Source organism: Pseudomonas sp. PGPPP4, from assembly GCF_002256045.1.
Classification (GTDB): domain Bacteria; phylum Pseudomonadota; class Gammaproteobacteria; order Pseudomonadales; family Pseudomonadaceae; genus Chryseomonas; species Chryseomonas oryzihabitans.
Map to the genome: position 1 here is coordinate 443985 of NZ_NKID01000004.1, position 20092 is coordinate 464076.

The 20092-nt window shown below is 68.4% G+C and carries 15 protein-coding genes; 3 read left to right on the top strand and 12 right to left on the bottom strand.

The window, feature by feature from the left end:
- Together CFE50_RS10215 and CFE50_RS10220 are read left to right on the top strand one after the other, a co-directional pair.
- Positions 1-1812, top strand: coding sequence for an ABC transporter ATP-binding protein (locus CFE50_RS10215; protein ID WP_286733220.1), 1812 nt, complete (start codon positions 1-3; stop codon positions 1810-1812).
- A 65-nt stretch (positions 1813-1877) separates the two neighbouring features.
- Positions 1878-2030: a hypothetical protein gene (locus CFE50_RS10220; protein WP_007162537.1), complete on the top strand. Its 153-nt coding sequence runs from the start codon at positions 1878-1880 to the stop codon at positions 2028-2030.
- Between the two features lie 336 nt (positions 2031-2366).
- Here CFE50_RS10220 and treA read toward each other — a convergent pair whose 3' ends face one another.
- From treA to CFE50_RS10235, 3 genes are all read right to left on the bottom strand, one after another.
- A complete protein-coding gene (treA, locus tag CFE50_RS10225) occupies positions 2367-4010 on the bottom strand; it encodes an alpha,alpha-trehalase TreA (RefSeq protein ID WP_283818384.1) in 1644 nt (547 codons plus the stop codon).
- A gap of 99 nt (positions 4011-4109) precedes the next feature.
- On the bottom strand, positions 4110-6023 hold the full coding sequence (locus tag CFE50_RS10230; RefSeq protein WP_241809663.1) for a PAS domain-containing hybrid sensor histidine kinase/response regulator family protein: 1914 nt from the start codon (positions 6021-6023) through the stop codon (positions 4110-4112).
- Positions 6024-6148: 125 nt separating this feature from the next.
- Positions 6149-9574, bottom strand: a complete 3426-nt coding sequence (locus tag CFE50_RS10235; RefSeq protein WP_286733226.1) for an AAA family ATPase — start codon at positions 9572-9574, stop codon at positions 6149-6151.
- A gap of 172 nt (positions 9575-9746) precedes the next feature.
- Here CFE50_RS10235 and CFE50_RS10240 point away from each other — a divergent pair, with 172 nt between their 5' ends.
- On the top strand, positions 9747-9884 hold the full coding sequence (locus CFE50_RS10240; protein ID WP_241809665.1) for a hypothetical protein: 138 nt from the start codon (positions 9747-9749) through the stop codon (positions 9882-9884).
- A 42-nt stretch (positions 9885-9926) separates the two neighbouring features.
- Here CFE50_RS10240 and CFE50_RS10245 read toward each other — a convergent pair whose 3' ends face one another.
- From CFE50_RS10245 to CFE50_RS10285, 9 genes are all read right to left on the bottom strand, one after another.
- A complete protein-coding gene (locus tag CFE50_RS10245; RefSeq protein ID WP_286733228.1) occupies positions 9927-11102 on the bottom strand; it encodes a zinc-dependent alcohol dehydrogenase in 1176 nt (391 codons plus the stop codon).
- Positions 11102-11941, bottom strand: coding sequence for an SRPBCC family protein (locus CFE50_RS10250; protein WP_241809667.1), 840 nt, complete (start codon positions 11939-11941; stop codon positions 11102-11104). Before CFE50_RS10250 ends, CFE50_RS10245 begins: the two co-directional genes overlap by 1 nt.
- 100 nt (positions 11942-12041) lie before the next feature.
- A complete protein-coding gene (gene sbcD, locus CFE50_RS10255) occupies positions 12042-13247 on the bottom strand; it encodes an exonuclease subunit SbcD (RefSeq protein ID WP_286733364.1) in 1206 nt (401 codons plus the stop codon).
- A 194-nt stretch (positions 13248-13441) separates the two neighbouring features.
- On the bottom strand, positions 13442-14524 hold the full coding sequence (locus tag CFE50_RS10260) for a sn-glycerol-3-phosphate import ATP-binding protein UgpC (protein WP_286733229.1): 1083 nt from the start codon (positions 14522-14524) through the stop codon (positions 13442-13444).
- A gap of 2 nt (positions 14525-14526) precedes the next feature.
- Complete coding sequence (gene ugpE / locus CFE50_RS10265) at positions 14527-15372, bottom strand: sn-glycerol-3-phosphate ABC transporter permease UgpE (RefSeq protein ID WP_027601319.1); 846 nt, start codon at positions 15370-15372, stop codon at positions 14527-14529.
- Positions 15369-16256 carry a sn-glycerol-3-phosphate ABC transporter permease UgpA gene (gene ugpA, locus CFE50_RS10270; protein WP_241809669.1) on the bottom strand — a complete coding sequence of 296 codons (888 nt, stop codon included), beginning with the start codon at positions 16254-16256 and terminating at the stop codon, positions 15369-15371. Before ugpA ends, ugpE begins: the two co-directional genes overlap by 4 nt.
- Before the next feature lie 75 nt (positions 16257-16331).
- Positions 16332-17648: a sn-glycerol-3-phosphate ABC transporter substrate-binding protein UgpB gene (gene ugpB / locus CFE50_RS10275; RefSeq protein ID WP_241809670.1), complete on the bottom strand. Its 1317-nt coding sequence runs from the start codon at positions 17646-17648 to the stop codon at positions 16332-16334.
- Between the two features lie 217 nt (positions 17649-17865).
- Positions 17866-19056: an MFS transporter gene (locus CFE50_RS10280; protein WP_144947192.1), complete on the bottom strand. Its 1191-nt coding sequence runs from the start codon at positions 19054-19056 to the stop codon at positions 17866-17868.
- Positions 19057-19222: 166 nt separating this feature from the next.
- The gene (locus CFE50_RS10285; protein ID WP_241809671.1) at positions 19223-20083 is read right to left on the bottom strand and encodes a LysR family transcriptional regulator; all 861 of its coding nucleotides are present in this window, start codon (positions 20081-20083) and stop codon (positions 19223-19225) included.
- Positions 20084-20092 lie beyond the last annotated feature (9 nt).

Here is a 20092-nt window from a genome sequence, read left to right on the forward strand (position 1 = left end):
ATGGCCCTCTCGACCTCCTTCGCTATCGTGCAACAGCAGATGCGCCGCGCTGCCGGCCTGGTCTGGAGTACCTCTCCCGCGCTGATGATCGGCCTGATCCTGGCGACCCTCGTCGCCGGCCTGCTGCCGGCACTGGCCGCCTGGCTGGGGCAGCGCATCGTCGATGCCGTGGTGGCGGCCATGCGGCTGCATGCCGACCAGGGCCAGGCACCGCTGTGGCCGGTACTGAAGTTCGTGCTGGCCGAAGCCGGGGTACTGGCGGCCCTGGCAGGCGCCCAGCGGCTGCTGTCGGTGCAGCAATCGCTGCTGCGGGTACGCCTTGGGCAGACCGTGAATCTGCTGATCCTGGAAAAGGCCCAAACCCTGTCGCTGGCACAATTCGAGGACGCCGACTTCTACGACAAGCTGGTGCGGGCCCGGCGCGAGGCCTCCATCCGGCCCCTGGCGCTGGTGACCAAGTCCCTGACCCTGTTGCAGAACCTCATTTCCCTGATCAGCTTCGCCGTGTTGCTGGTGCATTTCTCGCCCTGGGCGCTGCTGTTGCTGGTGGTGGGCGCCCTACCGGTGTTCCTGGCCGAGGCGCGCTTTTCCGGCGATGCCTTTCGCCTGTTCAGCCGTCGTGCGCCCGAGACCCGCCGCCAGACCTATCTGGAGACGCTGCTTTCCCACGAGGCCTACATCAAGGAGGTCAAGCTGTTCGGCCTGGCGCCGCTGCTGCTGGAGCGCTATCGCACCACCTTCGCCAAGCTCTACGCCGAGGACCGCCGCCTGACCCTGAGACGTGACGGCTGGGGTTTCGTCTTTGGCCTGCTGGGCACCCTCGCCTTCTATGCCGCCTATGCCTGGGTGGTGCTCGATACCGTGCGTGGCCGCCTGAGCCTGGGCCAGATGACCCTCTACCTCACCCTGTTCCGCAAGGGCCAGGCCGCGGTCAGCGCCAGCCTGACCGCCCTGGGCGGCCTCTACGAGGACAGCCTCTACCTGAGCAATCTCTATGACTACCTGGGCCAGCCGACCAGCGCCGAAGGCGGCAGCCTCACCGCCGGAAGCCAGCCCGGCGACGGCCTGAGATTCGAAGGGGTCGGCTTCACCTATCCGGGTGCGGCCGCGCCGACACTCAAGGACATCGGCTTTCACCTGGCGCCGGGCCAGAGCCTGGCGCTGGTGGGGGCCAACGGTTCGGGCAAGACCACCCTGATCAAGTTGCTGACCCGCCTGCACAGCCCGACGCAAGGCCGTATCCTGCTCGATGGCAGCGATCTGCAGGAGTGGCAGCCGGCGGCCCTGCACAGGCGCATCGGCGTCATCTTCCAGGACTTCATCCGCTACCAGCTCACCGCCGGTGAAAACCTGGGCGTCGGCGACACCCAGGCCTTCAATGACGAGGCGCGCTGGCGCAAGGCGGCCGAGCAGGGGCTGGCCGACGAGGTCATCGCCGGTCTGCGCGAGGGCTACGAGACTCAGCTCGGACGCTGGTTCATGGGCGGCCAGGAACTGTCCGGCGGGCAGTGGCAGAAGATCGCCCTGTCGCGCGCCTACATGCGCGAGGACGCCGACATCCTGGTGCTGGACGAACCCACCGCCGCGCTGGACGCCGCGGCCGAGGCGGTGATCTTCGCGCGCTTTCGCGCCCAGGCGCAGCAACGCATGACCCTGCTGATCTCCCATCGCTTCTCCAGCGTGCGCAACGCCGACCAGATCCTGGTGCTGGAAGATGGGGAGATCCGCGAGCGGGGCGATCACGAGGGGTTGCTGGCCAGCGGTGGTCGCTATGCCCAGCTGTTCGATCTGCAGGCCAGAGGCTATCGCTGATCGCCGGTGGCGAACTTCGCGCCAGGGGGTCTGCCCAACGTTTGACAACCACTCGCGGAGGCCGCATGAACGATCAGATCAAGGAAAACCCCGACGACCTGGACATCGATCCGGACATCGCGCCCGATCCCGAGGAGCCCGTGGGCGAAGATCCGGATGACAAGCCGGTCGAGGAGCGCCTGCCGCAGAAGAATCCGCGCAATCCGGAGTACAGCTGATGAATGCCATCCTGCCGTTGCCCGAGGATGAAGACCCGGAAGGGCTACATCCGGCGGAGTTGCCGGCCGACGAGGACGATGCGCCGCCGGTGGATCCGCTGTGAAATCTAGCGTCAGTATCCGGATGGATCTGGCGCAGGATTTGCCCTCACCCCAGCCCTCTCCCGCAGGGAGAGGGGGAAAGAGCGGCCCGTAGGTTGGATTGAGCGCAGTGAAGCCCAACGGGTGAGTCGTCACGTCCAGATTGTTGGGCTTCGACGATGGGGCGGTCTCAACCCAACCTACGGATTTCACGCCATGAAAAAAGGTCCGCCGTAGCGGACCTTTTCTTGGGCCTTATTTCGCGCCGGGTTGGGGTTTGTAGAGTTCGAGCAGCTTGAGCGTGACGCCATTGGTCCAGCCGAAGCCGTCCTGCAACTCGTACTCGCCGCCGCCACCGCCCTGGCCGCCAGTGAGGTCGTATTTCTCCACCAGCTTCTGCTCGCGGGCGTAGAGATTCTGCACCTGGGTCAGGAAGCGGGTGCCGATGTCGGCGGCCAGCTTGTCCTGCTGGTAGCGGCGCAGGCCGTCCACGGCGACCCACTGCAGCGGTGCCCAGCCATTGGGTTCGTCCCACTGCTGGCCGGTCTTGACCGTGGTGGTGGCGATGCCACCCGGACGCAGCAGCTGGTTGGCCACGGTCGCCGCGGTCTGGTCGGCGCTGCTCTGACTGGCGGCGCCCACGAACAGCGGGAACAGGGTGGCGGCGGAGAGCTTGTCGGTGCGGCGCTTGGCCTGCCAGTCGAAGTCGGTGTAGTAACCGGCCGGATTCCACAGGTAGCGGTCGATGGCCTGCTGACGGGTCTTGGCCTTCTGGCTGTAGGCCTGGACGCAACTGGCCTCGCCGGTCTTCTCGCAGGCCTTGGCGATGGTCTGCTCCAGGTGATAGAGCAGGCTGTTGAGGTCAACCGGCGCGATGGCGGTGGTGCGAATGGTCGCCAGGGTCTTGCCGTCGCCCAGCCAGCGCGAGGAGAAGTCCCAGCCGCTCTCGGCGCCGGCGCGCAGGTCGCGATAGACCTCGCCGGCCGGTCGGCCCTTGGCCTGGGCGGCGGTGGCCAGGTCTTCCATGTAGGACTCCTGGCGCGGGGTGTCGCGGGCATCCCAGTAGCGATTGAGCAGGGTGCCATCGGCCAGCCTGACCACATGGGCATTGGCCTGGCCCGGTTGCAGGCCTTCGGCGCCGGCCATCCAGTAGGCGTATTCCTTCTGCAGCTGCGGCAGGTAGCGACGATAGGCGGAGTCGCCTTCCAGGCTGGCCTGCAGGTCGACCATGTAGGCGAAGAACGGCGGCTGGGAGCGACTCAGGTAGTAGCTGCGGTTGCCGTTGGGGATGTGGCCGTAGACGTCGATCTCATGGGCGAAGTTGTCCACCATGTCGCGGACCAGGTCGGTGCGCCCGTCCTTGGCCAGCCCCAGCATGGTGAAGTAGGAATCCCAGTAGTAGACCTCGCGGAAGCGGCCACCCGGCACCACATAGGGCTTAGGCAGCGGCAGCAGGCTGCTGTAGGCCGGCACCTCTTCGTAGTGGCGGGTCAGCACCGGCCAGAGGTCCTTGACGTGGGTGGGCAGGTCGGCCCCGGCCTTGGGCGGGGCGGCCTTGATCGGATCGGATTCTTCGAAGTTGGCGCTGACGAAGGCCTTGAGGTCGAAGCCCGGCTTGTCGCGCTGGGCCAGGTAGTCCTGGCGGATGTCGGCCGGATTGCGCTTGGGCAGGGCATCGACGAAGTGCTTCTGGTCGCTGAACAGCTTGCCCTGCTGCACCGCGGTGAACAGCTCGGGATAGGCCTGGTCCGGCGGCACGGCACGGGCGCTGCTGGCGTCGCGCCAACTCCAGGTCGGGGTTGCCGGCTTGCTGCCCTCATGGGCGCAGGCGGCGAGAAAGGCGATGGACAGGGACAGGACGAGCATCCGCGCGGGTGGCGCAGGTGGCAGGCGTTTCATGAAGCGCTCCTTTTCTTGTCGACACGACAGCAGCCGCAACGGAGGTTGCGACTCGAAAGGATCGACCCTGGCGCGCCGCGACAGTTCGCCGCGACCGGCTCAGCCGCCCGGACGCAGACGCCTCACGCAGCGCGCCAGCTCTTCCAGGCCGAAGGGTTTGCCGATGAGCTCGACGCCCTCTTCCGCCAGCTCCGGCAGGGATGCCGGATCCGCCTGACCGGACAGATAGAGCACCGGCAGGCCAGGGGTGGTGGACCGCGCCTGCTCGGCCAGTTGCCGGCCGTCCAGCCCGGAGAGACCGAGACTGGTCACCAGCAGATCGATGCGCAGGGTGCCGGAGGCGATGAGCGCCACGGCAGTGGCGCTGTCGGCTACCGCCAGCGGCGTGTAGCCCAGTTCCGCCAGCACCTCGCCGATGATGACGCGGACTTCGCGCTCTTCTTCGACGATCAGCGCACAGTCGCCGGAGACCTCCGGCAGCACCGGGCCTTCGGCGTCGTTGGGCGCATTTTCCGGCTCCGGCTGGGCTAGCAGCCGCGGCAGATAGAGGCTGATGCAGGTGCCCTCGCCCACTACCGAGTGGATCTCCACCTGGCCACCGGACTGGCGGACGAAACCGTAGATCATCGACAGCCCGAGTCCGGTGCCGCGCCCGCTGGGCTTGGTGGTGAAGAAGGGTTCGCAGGCGCGCTTGAGGGTATCGGCGTCCATGCCGGTGCCGGTATCGCAGACCTGGATGCGGACGAAATCGCCCTCCACCGTCTCGCTCGGCAGACCGATGCTCAAGGGGCCACTGACATTGTCCACCCGGATGCTCAGGTTGCCGCCCTCGGGCATGGCGTCACGGGCGTTGATGGCCAGATTAAGGATGGCGTTCTCCAGCTGGTGCGGATCGCAGTGCAGCAGCCAGAGGTCGCTGTCGAGCTGGACGTCCTTGCGGATCTTCTTGCCCAGGCTGTGGCGCAGCAATTCGTGCATGCCCTGCACCAGCTGGCCGGCATCCACCGGGCGGGGTTCGAGCACCTGGCGGCGGGCGAAGGCCAGCAGGCGCTGGGTCAGGGCCGCGGCGTTCTCCGCCGAACGGGTGGCGGTGTCCAGGTAGCGTTCCAGCTCCTGGATACGCCCCTGTTGCACCCGGCGGCGCATCAGGTCGAGGGAGCCGACGATACCGGTCAGCAGGTTGTTGAAGTCGTGGGCGATGCCGCCGGTGAGTTGGCCGATGGCTTCCATCTTCTGCGCCTGGCGCAACTCTTCTTCCAGGGCCACCAGCTCCTGGCTGCGCGCTTCGATGCGCTCTTCGAGGTTGCGATTGAGTTCGTCCAGCGCCTCGCGGGCGCGCACGGTTTCGCTGACGTCGCGGGAAATGGAGAGGAATTTCAGCGGGCTACCGTCATCGCCGAGGATCGGCGTGACCACCACGTCCCACCAGCGCCGGGTGCCCTTGGCGGTAGGCGCCAGGCCGGTGAAGCGGCCGATGCCGCCCTGCCGCGCCGCCTCGATGGCGGCGGTCACCTCGTGGCGCTGCTCCTCGGGCCAGAGCTCGGCCCAGAGGCGGCCCTGGAAGGGAATGAAGTCGTCGATCTCCATGACCATGAGGCCGCCCGGATTCATGTACTCCAGGCGGCCTTCCAGATCGATCAGCTTGATGCAGTCGACGCTGCAGACCATGACGCTGCGCTTGAAGGCCTCGCCCTGCCAGAGTTCTGCTTCGTGGCGACGCTGCGCGGTGACGTCCAGCAGTACGCCGCCGGCCTCGCGCCGCTGGAACTGCAGGCAGCGCAGCTGGCCATCGGCGCCCTGGCGCCAGGCCTCCCAGACCTGTCCTGGGGCGGGCAGCAAGCCCTCGGGTGGCGTGCTGCGACTCTGCAGATCGCTCAGCAACTCGGCGGGCGCGAGCCCCCGGGCCAGTGCCTCGGCGTCCCGTTCCAGCATGGCCGCACAGGCGGCATCCGCGCGCCATCTGACGCGGCTAGGATCGTATTCGAACAGGCCGACGGCAAGGAACTGGGACATGGTAGGTAGTGGCCGATAGGAAAAGGAGATGTCATAACGCCAGCAGGCACAGCGAACCCGTCTACCTTAACAGTTTCGACGTTTCGCTTCGCGCTGGCCTTCGACCACTGCACCGGAAAAATTACTCACTCGGTCGTGTTTTTCTCCACCGCATAGCGCCGCTCCAGGCCGCTGTGGCCCAGGCCGACGCCCTTGCGCACCTTGAGCTGCACCGGGATGCGCTCCTTGAGCGCCTCCACGTGGCTGATGATGCCGATGGTCTTGCCACTGGCATTGAGCTGGTCGAGGGCATCCAGGGCGACCTCCAGGGTCTCGCCATCCAGGGTGCCGAAGCCTTCGTCGAGAAACAGCGAATCGATGCCGGTGCGCTGGCTGACCAGATCCGACAGGGCCAGCGCCAGGGCCAGACTCACCAGGAAGCTCTCGCCGCCGGAGAGGGTGCGGATGTCGCGCAGGGCATCGGCCTGCCAGGTGTCGAGGATCTGCAATTCCAGTTCGGCGGCCTGGCGCCGGAAGAGTCGATAGCGACCGTGCAGGCGCATCAGCTGACCATTGGCCAGGTGCACCAGGTGGTCCAGGGTCAGGCCCTGGGCGAACTTGCGGAACTTGGCGCCATCCGCCGAGCCGATCAGGCCGTTGAGATGCTGCCAGAGATCGTGATCGCGCTCCTGGGCGGCGATCTCGCCGAGCAGCGCCTGCAGGCCGTCCCGCCGCCGTTCGTCTTCGCGCAGGGCGGCATTGACCTCGCCCTGGCGCTGACCCAGGGCGCGCAATTCGGCGCCGGCGGCGGCCAGTTCGGCATCCAGCTCGGCGGCGCTGCGCTCGGTGAGCGGCTCGGCAGCCAGGGCGGCGTGCCGCTCCCGCGCGGCCCCTGCCAGGGCGCGGGCTTCGGTCAGGGCAGTCTCGAGGCGGGTGCGCTCCGCGGTCAGGGCGCCCTGCTCGTCGTCGTCCAGCTGTGCGGCGCGCCAGGCGTCAGCGTCGGCGAAGGCACTGGCGGCTAGAGCCGTCTGCCAGCGCTCGGCGGCTTCACGGGCCAGCTGCACCTCCCCCGCCAGCCGCTCGTGCAGCGCCTGGTGGCTGCCCTGCAGCGCCGCACCCTGCTCGCGGCAGTCTTCCCAGGTCGCGGTCGCCTCGGCCAGCATGGTCGTGGCGGCCTCCGGTGCTACCGGGGCGGGAGCGACCTCGCCGGCGCGCTGGCGCCAGCTCGCGACCAGCGGGGCCAGGGTGGCCAGGCGCTGGGCGATGTCCTTGTGCAGCTGCTGTAACGCCTGCGCGCGCTGGCTGTCGGCCTGCCAGAGCCGCCACTCCTGGTCGCGCTGGGCCAGCCATTCATCGGCACGACCGGGGACCTCGTGGCCCCAGTCGGCCAGCTCCTCGCCTAGCTGCCGCTCGGCCCTGGCCTGTTGTGCCTGGGCCTGACGCAGTTCTTCGGCACCTTCGGCCAGCGCCTGACGCGCCCGCTCCAAGGCGGCCTCGGCCAGCGCCAAGCGCTGTTCGGCATCGGCCTGCTGGCGCGCCAGGCGCTGGGCTTCGTTGCGCCCCTCCTCGCCCTGCTGACGCAGGCTATCGAGGGTGGCGAGCACCTGCTGGATGCGCGCCAGTTCCTGATCCTGGCGGCGGCGCAATTCGGCAATGGCGCCGGGGGCCTCGGGATCGGCGCCCAGGGCCGTGCAGCGCTGGCGCCAAAGTTCGCCCAGCTGGTCCAGTTGCTGACCGGCCTCGGCTTGCTGCTCGTTGGCCTGATCGAGTTGCGCCTTGAGTGCGGCCAGGGCTTCGCTGAGATCCTTGCCTTCCTGGGTCAGGCGCTCCAGTTCGGCCTTGGCGTCCTGCAGGGCGGTCTGGGTGGCGGAGACATCCAGGGCGGCATAGTCGGCCACCGCGGGGTGTTCGCGGGAGCCGCACAGCGGACAGGGTTCGTCGGGCTGCAACTCGGCGCGCTGGGCTTCCAGACTGCGGATGACCCTTTCCTGTTCGAGCAGCTTCTCGCGCTCGCGCACCTGCTGGGCGACTTCGCGATAGCGTCCACGCAGGGCCTCCAGGCGCACCTGATGCTCGCCATGCTGGCGCTGGCGTTCACCCTGGCTGCGCGCCAGGCGCTCCAGCTGGGTCTGCAGCTGGCGCCGCCGCTCGACCAGTTGGTCCAGCTGGTCCACCTCGTTGACCCGTCCCAGCGCCGCCTGCCAGAGGGCGCGCCAGGCCTTTTCGTCGCGGCCGTCCAGCGCCGCCTGCCAGCGTTCGTTCTGGGCCTGCTCCGCCGTCTGAGCCTGGGCGGCCAGCGCCTGCGCGCGGGTCAGCGCCTCCTGCTGGGCCTCGCGCTCCTCGGCCAGCAGCTGCAGCTGGCGAGTCTGTTCTTCCTGGCGACGCGTCAGACGCGCCAGGGCCTCGGCCCTTTCGTCGCGCAGGGCCAGCTGGCTGCGCCAGTCGCCCAGGCGTTCGCCAAGTTCGGCATGGCGGGTGCGCTCGGCCAGGCTCTGCTCCAGGCGCTGTTGTTCAGCCTGCGCCTGCGCCTGCTCCGCCTCGGCCTGGCGCAGCTGTTCGCCACTGGCGCCCAGGGCCTGGGCCAGGGCGGCGTCGCGGCGGCTGGCCAAGGTCTGGATCCGCTGGTCGAGCTGGGCCAGTTCGTCCCGGCTGCGCTGTTCACGCGCCGCGGCCTCACGCCAGGCCTGTTCGATGGGCAGCAGCCGCGCCGCCGGCTCGGCCGCGGCCAGCCGTTGGCGCTGCGGCTCGGCGGCGTCCCAGGCCTGCTGCGCCGCGGCCAGCCGGGTGGCGGCCTGCTGCTCGTCCGCCGCCGCCTGCTCCAGGGCGCTCAGCCACTGGCGCTGGGTCTGCCAGGTCTTGAGGTCCGCGCCCAGGCGTTCTTCGCGCTGCGCCAGACTGGTGCCTTCAGCAGCCAGCGCCTGGCGGCGTTCGTCATCCAGCACCTCGACCCCGGCGACGCGTTGGCGCAGGCCCTCCAGCACGCCCTTGGCCTCGCGCGCGCGTTCGAAGACCCGCTGGGAGATCTGCCCGTACACCGCGGTCCCGGTCAGCTCTTCCAGCAATTCGGCGCGCTGGCTGGCGCTGGCTTCCAGGAAGGCGGCGAAGCCCCCCTGGGCCAAAAGCATGGAGCGGGTGAAGCGCTCGAAGTCGAGGCCGGTGAGTTCTTCGGTGAGTCTGAGCTTGTCGCCGGTCTTTTCGGCGAGGATGGTGCCGTCGAGCCTGGCCAGCTCCACCTTGGGTGGCTGCAGGGCGCCATCGGCGCGGTCGCGGGCGCGTCTCTGGCTCCAGAAGGCCCGATAGCGTTCGCCACGCACGGCGAATTCCACCTCGGCGAGGCAGTCGCCGGTGTGGCGGGTCATGAGTTCGTTGCTCTCGCCGCCCACCTTGCTCATACGCGGCGTGCGGTGATAGAGCGCCAGGCAGATGGCGTCCAGCAGGGTGGTCTTGCCCGCCCCGGTGGGCCCGGTGATGGCGAACAGGCCGCTGCTGGCGAAGGGTTCGGCGGTGAAGTCGATCTTCCACTCACCCTTGAGGGAATTGAGGTTCTTCAGGCGCAGGGTGAGGATCTTCATCGGGCTTTTCCAGGACGACTCGGCGAACCGCCGATTCTGGCATTGTTGGGCGCGCTCGCCCATGCCAACCGACCACTCGACCTGTGGTCGTGCCCACCGCTGAACTTGCTCCGGCCGCCGCTCTCAACTGCAAGGTATCGTTCTGCAACCACGTTTCCCCGGAGGATCCGTCGTGCGCTCGCCCCTGTCTCCCTTCGATTTTCTCGGCATGCCCCTGCTGGTCGGTGTGGGCACCCTGGCACTGGTCAGCTGCAGTGGTGGCCACAAGGTCGCCGCGCTGTGGCAGCCGCTGACGACCTGGCTGGTCTAGCCGCCGGCACGCCCGGCGATCCTGAGATCACCGGGCGACCCCTCACGGCATGAACACCGCCCTCACGCAGTTCTTGTCCTTGGACTTGAACAGCTCGTAGCCGTAGGGCGACTCTTCCAGGCTCATCGGATGGGTGAGCAGATAGGACGGATCCAGTTCGCCCTTCTGGATGTGTTCGAACAGCCGCTGCACATAGCGCTGGCCCGGTTGCTGGCCCGATCTCAGGATCAGGGCCTTGTTGACGATGGCGCCCATGGGGAATTTGTCGATCACCCCGCCATAGACCCCGATCACCGAGACCGTGCCACCCTTGCGACAGGCACGGATGGCCTGGCGCAGCGCCGAGCCGCGCTCGGTGTGCAGGCGCAGCAGTTGCTTGGTCTTGTCGTAGGCGTAGTCGACCTGGGTGCCATGGGCCTCCATGCCGACGCAGTCGATGCAGCGATCCGGGCCGCGGCCACCGGTCAGTTCGAGCAGCGCCTCATGGATGTTGGTGGTCTCGTAGTCGAGGACGATGGCGCCGGCCTTCTCGGCGGCCAGTTGCAGGCGATCGCTGAAGCGGTCGATGGCGATGACCCGTTCGGCGCCCAGCAGGTAGGCGCTGCGAATGGCCATCTGCCCGACCCCGCCGCAGCCCCAGACCGCCACGGTGTCGCCGGGCTGGATGTCGGCGATGTCGGCGGCGTAGTAGCCGGTGGGCACGGCGTCGGAGACGAACACCGCCTGGGCGTCCGTGACGCCATCAGGCACCTTGAACAGGTTGACGTCGGCGTAGGGTACCCGCACGTAGGTGGCGTGGCTGCCGGCATAGCCGCCGAAGGCGTGGCTGTAGCCGAAGATGCCGGAACAGGGCTGCCCATAGGCCAGCTCGGTCAATGCGGGCTTGGGATTGCTGTTGTCGCAGCAGTTGAAATCCTCGCGCTGGCAGTGCTCGCAGTCACCGCAGCCGATGATGGAGACGGTCACCACCCGGTCGCCGATGGCCAGGCCCTGCTTACGCAGGCCGCTGCCCAGTTCGACGATCTCGCCGAGGAATTCATGACCGATGATGTCGCCGGGCTTCATCGCCGGCACATAGCCACCCAGCAGGTGCAGGTCCGAGCCGCACACCGAGGACATGATGACGCGCACGATGGCGTCGCGCGGGTTGAGGATCTCCGGATCCGGGACGGTTTCCACCTGCAGACGATTGGGGGCTTGCCAGGTCAGGGCGCGCATCATTCGGTCCTTGCTTGGGTGCCCAGGCCGGCGTCGAGATCGGCCTGGGGTTCGTCGGCCGGCCGGCTCACCGGCGGATGGGGCGGCGCCAGCGGACGACCGCTGCGCGAGACGTCGGGGGTGGCGATCTCGCCGGTCTCCAGTTGCTGCTTGAGGCGCCGCAGACCCAGGTTGACCGCCTTGCCGGTGAAGCGGCTGATGCCTTCGGTGACGGCATGGCCGAGCAGGCCGGCCGGGGCTTCGCAGGCCAGTACCGCCTGGACCAGGGTGCCGCGGCCCTGGGGCGCGTCGCTGAAGGTCAGGCTGGCCTTGTGCGCCATGACCGTGCCGGGCACGGTGCTCCAGAGCAGGAATTCGTTCTCGCGGCGCTCGCTCTGCTCCAGGGTCCAGCTCAGGGTGCGCCCCAGGGGACCGGAGGCATGCCAGTGGCTGTCGCCATCGGCGCCCAGCTCGATGCGGTCGACGAAGGGCAGCAGCTCGCGCAGGTGCTGCAGATCGGTGCAGTAGGCGAACACCTCTTCACGCGGCTTGGCGATGGTGACGCTGCGCTGGATGGCGGTGGGATTGCGCCAGCCCCAGCGCTCGGCCAGGGCCTGCTCGAAGGGCGAAGGCTGCAAGGCGGCCTTGAGCTCGCACCGCTGCCGGACCCCGCGGCTAAGTGCCATGGCGCCTAGCGCCAGCTTCACGCAGCCGGTCAGGCCGCCGCGGCGCAGACCGCCAAGGATCAGCAGGCCGCCGCCCAGCAGGGACACCAGGCGTTCGGTGCCCTGGACGTTGGGCACCTGGTTGTCGGTGCGCTCGTGGCGCGTGGCAGCGAGGGGTTGCGATAGGTCGTGCATGGGATCTCCTCCGGTATGGGCTACATAGAGAGGGTGACCCCGGGCAAACGGGCCTTGTTCCGGACGAAAAATCCGGTCCGATGGAAGCGTTACGCTGCGATCAGGCAGGCAATTCGCCGAGAACCTCGCGATAAAGGCCTTCCAGACGAGTGCGCAGCTCGTCGTCCAGGGTCTCGGCGGCCAGACGCTGGCTGAAGACGTCCACTGGGCTGAGTTCCTCCAGGGTCTCGCGCGGATTGCCCTGCAGGGTAGGCGCTACCAGGCTGCGCGCACGCCTTACCCGCAGCACCTCCAAGGGCAGGTCGGCCACCAGTGCCGAGATGCGCGGCTGCAGATCGGCCAGGTAGTCGTCTCCGGCCACCACCACCTCGGCCCACACCGGGCACGCGGGGCTGCCATCGGCCGCCGCCTCGAGCAGAGCGGCACCCAGGGTCTCGAGGGTGCCCTGCACCACGGCCAGGGGCTGGAAACAGGGCACCGCCAGGGGCGTGACCCGCTCCAGGGCACTGCCGAACTCCACCAGCAGGACTTCCTTGTCGCGCTGCTCGTCGAAACTCAGGCACAGCGGCGAGCCGCTGTAGCGCACCTGCTCCAGGCCGCCGACCCGCTGGGGTCGGTGGATATGGCCGAGGGCGATGTAGTCCGCCGGCGGAAAGGCGCTGGTGGGAAAGGCGTCGAGACTGCCGACATAGATCTCCCGCACCGACTCGCTGGCGCTGGCGCCCACGGTGGTCAGGTGGCCGGTGGCGATGATCGGCAGGGCCGCGCCCAGTTCCGCGCGGCGCGCCTCGGCCAGGGCGTAGAGCTCGGCGTAGTGGCCCTGGATGGCCTGCTGCAGCGCCTGGCGCTTATCGTCGGCGCTCTGCCCGGCCTGGCTCTGCAGCACGTCACGCGGCCGCACGAAGGGAATGCCGCAGAGCAGCGCGCCGATCTCGCCGTCGCGCCTACGCAATTCCAGCAGCTGGTCGGCCGGCGTCGCGCTGACGCAGGGGATCACCCGGGTGTCCAGACAGGCCAGCAATTCGCGGGACTCGGCCAGTACCGCGGCGGAATCATGGTTGCCGCCGAGTACTACCAGGCTGGCGCCGGTGGCGCGTAGGCCGACGATGAAGCCGTTGTACAGCTCGCGGGCATAGCTCGGCGGCGTGGCGGTGTCGAAGATGTCCCCCGCCACCAGCACCACGTCCACCTGCTGCTCCGCCACCTGGTCGACCAGCCAGGCGAGAAAGGCGCGATGCTCGGCCTCGCGGGTGCGCCCGAGGAAATGCTGCCCCAGGTGCCAGTCGGAGGTGTGCAGCAGGCGCAGGCCGCTGGCGGACGAAGCCTTGCGGGCGCGCCTGGGCTTGGGTTTTTCCTCGGGGGCGGCGGGCAGATCGAACAGCGGGAGGTTTTCCATGGGTATCGGCGGTCAGCGCGGCAAAGGGCGCAGTATCCTCTCCGCGGCGCCGGAGGGAAACCGCCCCGCGCCCCGACCGGACCGGCGTGCCTAATGCCTGATGCCTAGTGCCGCGGCTCGAGGCGCTGGCCGGAGGCGGCATCGAACAGATGCAGGTGCTCCGCTGGCGCGCGCAGCTGCAGGACGTGACCCGGTGCCGGGCGCTGTTGATGCGGCAGGCGCACCACCAGCGACTGTTCGCCCCAGCGCCCATGGGCCAGGTTGTCGGCGCCGAGGATCTCCAGGGTGCGGACCACCAGCGGCAGGCCCTGCTCGGGGTCGCTGCAGGGTTGCAGGTGCTCGGGCCGGATGCCCAGGCAGACCGGGCGTCCGGCCAGGTGGCGATAGCCCGGCCCGAGGGGCAGCCGCTGACCGCCCGGCACGTCGCAGTGACTGCCCGCGGCGTCGACCTGGCCGTCCAGCAGATTCATCGCCGGACTGCCGATGAAGCTGGCGACGAAGCGCGTCGCCGGACGTTCGTAGACCTCCACCGGGGTGCCGAGCTGTTCGACCACCCCTGCCTGCATCACCACCACCCGCTGGGCCAGGGTCATGGCCTCCACCTGGTCGTGTGTCACATAGAGGCTGGTGGTCGCGAGTCGCTGGTGCAGTTGCTGCAACTCCAGGCGCATCTGCACCCGCAGCTTGGCGTCCAGGTTGGACAGCGGCTCGTCGAACAGGAACACCGCCGGATCGCGCACCAGGGCGCGGCCCATGGCCACCCGCTGGCGCTGGCCACCGGACAGCTCTCGCGGTCGTCGTTCGAGCAGGCCATCCAGTTCCAGGATGCGCGCCGCCTCCTTGACCCGGCTGGCGATCTCGGCGCGGCCGAGACCGGCGATCTTGAGGCCCCAGGCCAGATTCTCGGCCACGCTCATGTGCGGATAGAGGGCATAGTTCTGGAACACCATGGCGATGCCGCGCGCCTTGGGTTCCAGCGCGGTGACGTCCCGGCCGCCGATGTGGATGCTGCCGGCGCTGACCCGCTCCAGCCCGGCCACCAGCCGCAGCAGGGTGGACTTGCCGCAGCCCGAAGGGCCCACCAGCACGATGAATTCGCCATCCGCCACCTGAAGATCCAGCGGCTGGATGACCTGGGTCTTGCCGTTCCAGCGCTTGGAGACGGCCCTGAGTTCGAGGTTTGCCATGGTTACTTTTCGCTATCCACCAGACCGCGCACGAAGGCGCGTTGCATGACCAGCACCACCGCCACCGGCGGGATCAGGGTGAGCAGCATGGCCGCCATCACCTGGTTCCACTGCGGCGCCCGCTCGCCGAGCGAGAGCATGCCGCGAATGCCGGCCACGGCGGTGCCGAGATCGGGGTTGCTGACGATCAGCAGCGGCCAGAGGTACTGGTTCCAGCCGTAGATGAAGGTGATGACGAACAGCGCCGCCAGGTTGGTCCGCGACAGCGGCAGGACGATGTCGCGAAAGAAGCGCAGCGGCGAGGCGCCATCGATGCGCGCCGCTTCCAGCAACTCGTCGGGCAGCGTCAGAAAGAACTGGCGGAACAGGAAGGTGGCGGTGGCCGAGGCCATCAGCGGCAGGGTCAGGCCGGCGTAGCTGTCCATCATTCCCAGGTGGCCGATGGTGTCCACGGTGGGAAAGATGCGCACCTCCACCGGCAGCATCAGGGTGATGAAGATCAGCCAGAAGGCCAGGGTGCGCAGGGGAAAGCGGAACCAGACGATGGCGAAGGCCGAGAGGATGGACACCGACAGCTTGCCCAGGGTGATGCCCAGCGCCATCAGGAAGCTGTTGAGCAGCAGCCGCCAGAACGGCGCGGTGCTGTTGCCCACGCCCTGGGTCCAGATCAGGCTGAGGTTGTCCCAGAGATGGCGCCCCGGGATCAGGCTCATGGGCGTGGCGAACACCGCCCGGTCGTCGAGGGTGGCGGCCACGAAGGCCACATAGAGCGGAAAGAGGATGACGCCGATGCCCAGCACCAGCATCAGGTGGCACAGCAGCGTCAGTCCGCGGCGATTCTCGATCATTGATAGCGTACCCGGCGTTCGACGTAGCGGAACTGCACCACGGTGAGCACGATGACCAGCAGCATCAGCACCACCGACTGGGCGGCGGAGGCGGAGAGGTCGAGCCCGGTGTAGCCCTCGCGGTAGATCTTGTAGATGAGGGTGGTGGTGGCCTGCACCGGACCGCCGCCGGTGGCGGCGTCGATCACCGGAAAGGTGTCGAAGAAGGCGTAGACCAGGTTGACCACCAGCAGGAAGAAGCTGACCGGCGCGATCAGCGGCAGCGACAGCTGCAGGAAGCGGCGCAGTGGCCCGGCGCCGTCGATGGCGGCAGCTTCCAAGAGCGAGCGCGGGATGGCTTGCAGCGCGGCGAAGAAGAACAGGAAGTTGTAGCTGATCTGCTTCCACACCGAGGCGAGCACCACCAGGAACAGCGCCTGGCCGGCGTTCTGGGCGTGGTTCCAGTGATAGCCATAGCGTTCCAGCAGCAGGGTGAGCAGACCGAGACCGGGGTTGAACAGAAAGATCCACAGCACCGCGGCGATGGCCGGTGCTACCGCATAGGGCAGCAGCAGCAGGGTCTGGTAAATCCGGCTGCCGCGCACCACCAGATCGACCAGGGCCGCCAGCACCAGGGACACCAGCAGGCCGCAGCCGGTCACCAGGGCGCTGAAGGTCAGGGTGGTCCAGAAGGAGGCCAGATACAGCGGGTCCTGGAACAGCTGACGGAAGTTGTCGAGACCGACGAACTGGCTGGACAGGCCGAAGGGATCGACGCTCTGCAGCGAATACCAGAGCGTCTTGCCAGCGGGCCAGAGAAAGAACACGGCGGTGATCGCCAGCTGGGGCGCCAGCAGCGCATAGGGCAGCCAGCCGGAGGGAAAGACCTGACGGGATGTGGACATGGGCGCACGCATCGTCGCGAAAAGAGAAGCGGCGCCGGCAGTCGTCGGCCGGCGCCGCCAGGGCGGACCCCGGGCTTACTGGGTGGACTTCTCGAAGCGGCGCAACAGCACGTTGCCGCGCTGCACGGCGGTATCCAGTGCCTGTTGCGGAGCCTGCTTGCCGGTCCAGACGCTTTCCAGCTCTTCGTCGATCACCGCGCGGATCTGCGGCATGTTGCCCAGGCGCAGGCCCTTGGTGAAGGCCAACGGCGGCTTGTTCAGCATCTGCCGGGTGGCGATGTCGGCTCCCGGATTCTTGCTGTAGAAGCCCTGCTCGCGGGTCAGGTCGTAGGCCGCCTTGGTGATCGGCAGGTAGCCGGTCAGCTGGTGCCATTCGGCGGCGATCGCCGGCTGCGCCAGGAAGGCGAGGAATTCAGTCACGCCGCGCTTCACCGCGGCATCCTGGCCCTTGAATACCCAGAGGCTGGCGCCGCCGATGATGGCGTTCTGGGGAGCGCTCTTGAGGTCGCCGTCATAGGGCATCATGGCCACACCGAAGTCGAATTTGGCGTAGTGGCGGATGTTGGCCAGCGAGCCGGACGAGGTGGTCAGCATGGCGCAGTCGCCGTTGTAGAACTTCTCCGTGGGTTCGTCCTTGCGACCGACGTAGGTGAAGTCGCCGCGCTTGCCCATCGCCTGCAACAGGGCGATGTGCCTGACCTGCGGCGCCTGGTTGAACTCCAGCACCGCGTCGCTGCCCAGGTAGCCGTTGTCCTGGCTGGCGAAGGGCAGGCCGTTCCAGGCGCTGAAGTTTTCCAGCTGGACCCAGCTCTGCCAGCCGCTGGTATAGCCGCACTTCAGGCCGGCGGCGCGCAGCTTGGCGCTGTCGTCGGCGAGCTCCTTCCAGGTCTTGGGTGGCGCTTCCGGATCGAGGCCGGCCTGCTTGAAGGCCGCCTTGTTGTAGTAGAGCACCGGGGTGGAACTGTTGAACGGCATGGACAGCAGTTGACCGGTCTTGGCGTCGCTGTAGTAGCTGGCGACGGTGGGTACGAAGCCCGCTTCATCCAGCTTCACACCCGCATCCTTGAACACCTGGTAGACCGGCTCGATGGCGTTGGACGCCATCATGGTCGCGGTGCCCACTTCGTAGACCTGCAGGATGGCCGGCGGCTTGCCGGTCCGGAAGGCGGCGATGCCGGCCGCCAGATTCTGCTCGTAGTTGCCCTTGTACACCGGCTGCACCTGGAATTCCGGGTGCGCCTGGTTGAAGCGCTGGGCCAGGGAGTCGACCTCCTTGCCAAGCTCCGCATCCATCGAATGCCAGAAGGGAATGGGCGTGGCCGCCCAAACCGGGCCGCCGCTCAGCAGCCCGAGCACCACACCCAACGTCATACCGCGAAGCGAAGCCTGCATGTCCGTACCGCCCTTGTCGAAGGTCCAGGAATCGAAAGCGCGAAAACGCGCCTCCCGTGTTCGGAAGGCAACATGCCAGGGAAAGATGACAGTCAGGCTACAGTGAAGGCGGCACACGCAATCCCTCTGAAAGCTGCGCCGTAGAGCCATTCAGCGACGAAACCCGGGCGCGCGCGGCGGCAGCCCGACGCGACCAGGTCGCCCCAGCTGCCAGGTACTAGCAACGACCCGCTGGCGATGACGCCAGCGCCAGTCGCTGCACCAGGCTGGGCACCAGGCTCAGCACGCCCAGCAGCGCCATGCCCAGACCGACCCATAGGGGTGCGCGCAGGCCCTGGCCGGCATCGATGGCCGCGCCGCCGGCCCAGGCGCCCACCGCCAGGCCCGCGGTGATCACCGAGGTGTGCAGGGTGTTGACCAGCGGGCCCGGCGTGGCCGCGGCCATGACCCGGGCGACCATGGCCGGGTTGAGGGCCACCCCGGTCAGGCCGATCAGCACCAGGGCCAGCAGGCTGGCCGCGGCGCTGTCGGCGCAGCTGACGAAGAGGGCGAAGCCCAGCGCCAGCACCGCCAGACCGACACCCTGCACCTTGAGGGTGTAGCGATCGGCCAGGCGCCCCACCAGCAGATTGCCCAGCACGTTGGCGAGGCCATACCCCATCAGCAACCAGGGAATGGTGGTGGCCGCGAAACCCGTCACCTGGATGAGGATGGGCGAGAAGTAGCTGAAGCCGGCAAAGGTCGCGCCGATGATCAGGCCGCTGGTGAGGTAGGCCGCCCAGAGTCTGCCACTGACCAGGGTCCGCAGCTCCCCGCCCAACTGCCCGGCCGCGCGCGCTGGCGCCCGCGGCACGCAGAGGCCGACCAGCAGGGTGCAGCAGGCCGCCAGCAGGGCAACCGCCCAGAAGCTGGCGCGCCAGCCGGCCAGTTGCTCGATCAGTACCGTACCCGGCACCCCGAACACCGGCGCCAGCATGAGTCCGGACAGGATCAGCGAGGCCGCCCGGCCGCGGCGATCCGGCGTGACCAGGTTGGCGCCCAGGGTCAGACAGAGGCCGATGCTGGCGGAGCTGGCGATGCCCATGAGCACCCTCCCCGCCGCCATCACCGGATAGCTGACCGCCAGCGCGGCCACCACGGCGCCGACCAGATAGAGCGCCAGCAGCCACAGCAGCGCCGACTTTTCCGCCAGGCGCAGGGCCAGCAGCAACAGGGTCAGCGGCGGGCCGCCCAGGGCCATGCCCAGGGCATACCAGGAGATCAGATAGCCGATCTGGCCGAGGGAGACACCGAGATCGGCGGCCAGCGCCGGCATCATGCCGGCCACCATGAATTCGGCGGTGGTCAGCGCGAAGATGGTCAGGGCCAGCAGATAGATGAGACGGGGGATGGCGGGTGAGGCAGTCATGACAGGCGAAACATTCCAGAACAGCGGACAGGAGCGGCGGTAGCGGACCGGACGTGCGGACAGGGGGCGCGCATGCCGGAGGTGGGAGCGCAGGCCCAGGGGTCGAGCGGCAAGGCGGCCACCTTAGTGGCTGGGCCAGGGCCCGGTCAAACGCCGGGCCGCCGGGCTAGATGCGGAAATCCTCGGCGATCAGCCCGGCCAGAGAGGCGCAGGCGGGGCTGCGCTCGCCCGGTGGCGAGGCCAGTCGCAACTCGTGCACCGGCAACGCGGGAAAGCCTTCTTCCGGCGTCAGTTCGCGCATCGGCGGGGTCATGCGTGCCCGGTCGGTGATGGCCACCGCCTGCCCCAGTTCGACCGCCGCTTCCAGCGCCGAAGAGGCGGCGCTGGTCACCACGGCATGCCAGCGCCGGCCCTGGCGGATCAGCAGGTCGATGCCCAGTTCGCGATAGCTGCAGCCCTCGCCGTGCAGCGCCAGGGGCACGCTGGCGTCCGCGCTCAACTGCAGTCCGGGACCGGCGACCCACACCGGCTGGGTATGGCCGAATCTCTCGCCGTCCGCCCGGTCGGTGCGGGGCGGCCCCACCAGCAGCGCCAGGTCCAGCAGGCCCTGGCCGAGCCAGCGCCGCAATTGGCTGCTGTTGCCGGTGAGCACCTCCAGGACGATTCCGGGATGCTCGCCCTGCAAGCGCGGCAAGACGGCCTTGAGCAGGCGCGCGGCATAATCCTCGGCCACCCCCAGGCGCACCTCCCCCACCACCGGCTGGCCGGTGAGACCGGCGAGGATGCGGTCATGGGTCTGCAACAGGTCGGCGGTCTCCAGCAGCACGCGGCGCCCGAGCGGGGTCAGGGTCACGGCCTGGTTGTCGCGCTCGAACAGCCGGCCGCCGGTCTGCTCCTCTAGCCGGCGGATCTGGCTGCTCACCGCCGAAGGGCTGCGGTTGAGCTGCAGCGAGGCAGCGCGAAACTGCCCCAGCCGCACGATGGTGTGGAAGGTGCGCAGGACGTCGATATCGAGAGGTGCGGGCATGATGCGCTT

Coding starts and splice junctions, on each gene's coding strand:
- ugpB (WP_241809670.1), bottom strand. CDS start 17,648: ATGCAGGCTTCGCTTCGCGGTATGACGTTGGGTGTGGTGCTCGGGCTG.
- CFE50_RS10245 (WP_286733228.1), bottom strand. CDS start 11,102: ATGCGCGCCCTGACCTGGCAAGCCCCCAATCGTCTGCAGGTGGAAACC.
- CFE50_RS10215 (WP_286733220.1), top strand. CDS start 1: ATGGCCCTCTCGACCTCCTTCGCTATCGTGCAACAGCAGATGCGCCGC.
- CFE50_RS10250 (WP_241809667.1), bottom strand. CDS start 11,941: ATGCACGACCTATCGCAACCCCTCGCTGCCACGCGCCACGAGCGCACC.
- CFE50_RS10220 (WP_007162537.1), top strand. CDS start 1,878: ATGAACGATCAGATCAAGGAAAACCCCGACGACCTGGACATCGATCCG.
- ugpE (WP_027601319.1), bottom strand. CDS start 15,372: ATGATCGAGAATCGCCGCGGACTGACGCTGCTGTGCCACCTGATGCTG.
- CFE50_RS10230 (WP_241809663.1), bottom strand. CDS start 6,023: ATGTCCCAGTTCCTTGCCGTCGGCCTGTTCGAATACGATCCTAGCCGC.
- CFE50_RS10280 (WP_144947192.1), bottom strand. CDS start 19,056: ATGACTGCCTCACCCGCCATCCCCCGTCTCATCTATCTGCTGGCCCTG.
- ugpA (WP_241809669.1), bottom strand. CDS start 16,256: ATGTCCACATCCCGTCAGGTCTTTCCCTCCGGCTGGCTGCCCTATGCG.
- CFE50_RS10235 (WP_286733226.1), bottom strand. CDS start 9,574: ATGAAGATCCTCACCCTGCGCCTGAAGAACCTCAATTCCCTCAAGGGT.
- treA (WP_283818384.1), bottom strand. CDS start 4,010: ATGAAACGCCTGCCACCTGCGCCACCCGCGCGGATGCTCGTCCTGTCC.
- CFE50_RS10285 (WP_241809671.1), bottom strand. CDS start 20,083: ATGCCCGCACCTCTCGATATCGACGTCCTGCGCACCTTCCACACCATC.
- CFE50_RS10260 (WP_286733229.1), bottom strand. CDS start 14,524: ATGGCAAACCTCGAACTCAGGGCCGTCTCCAAGCGCTGGAACGGCAAG.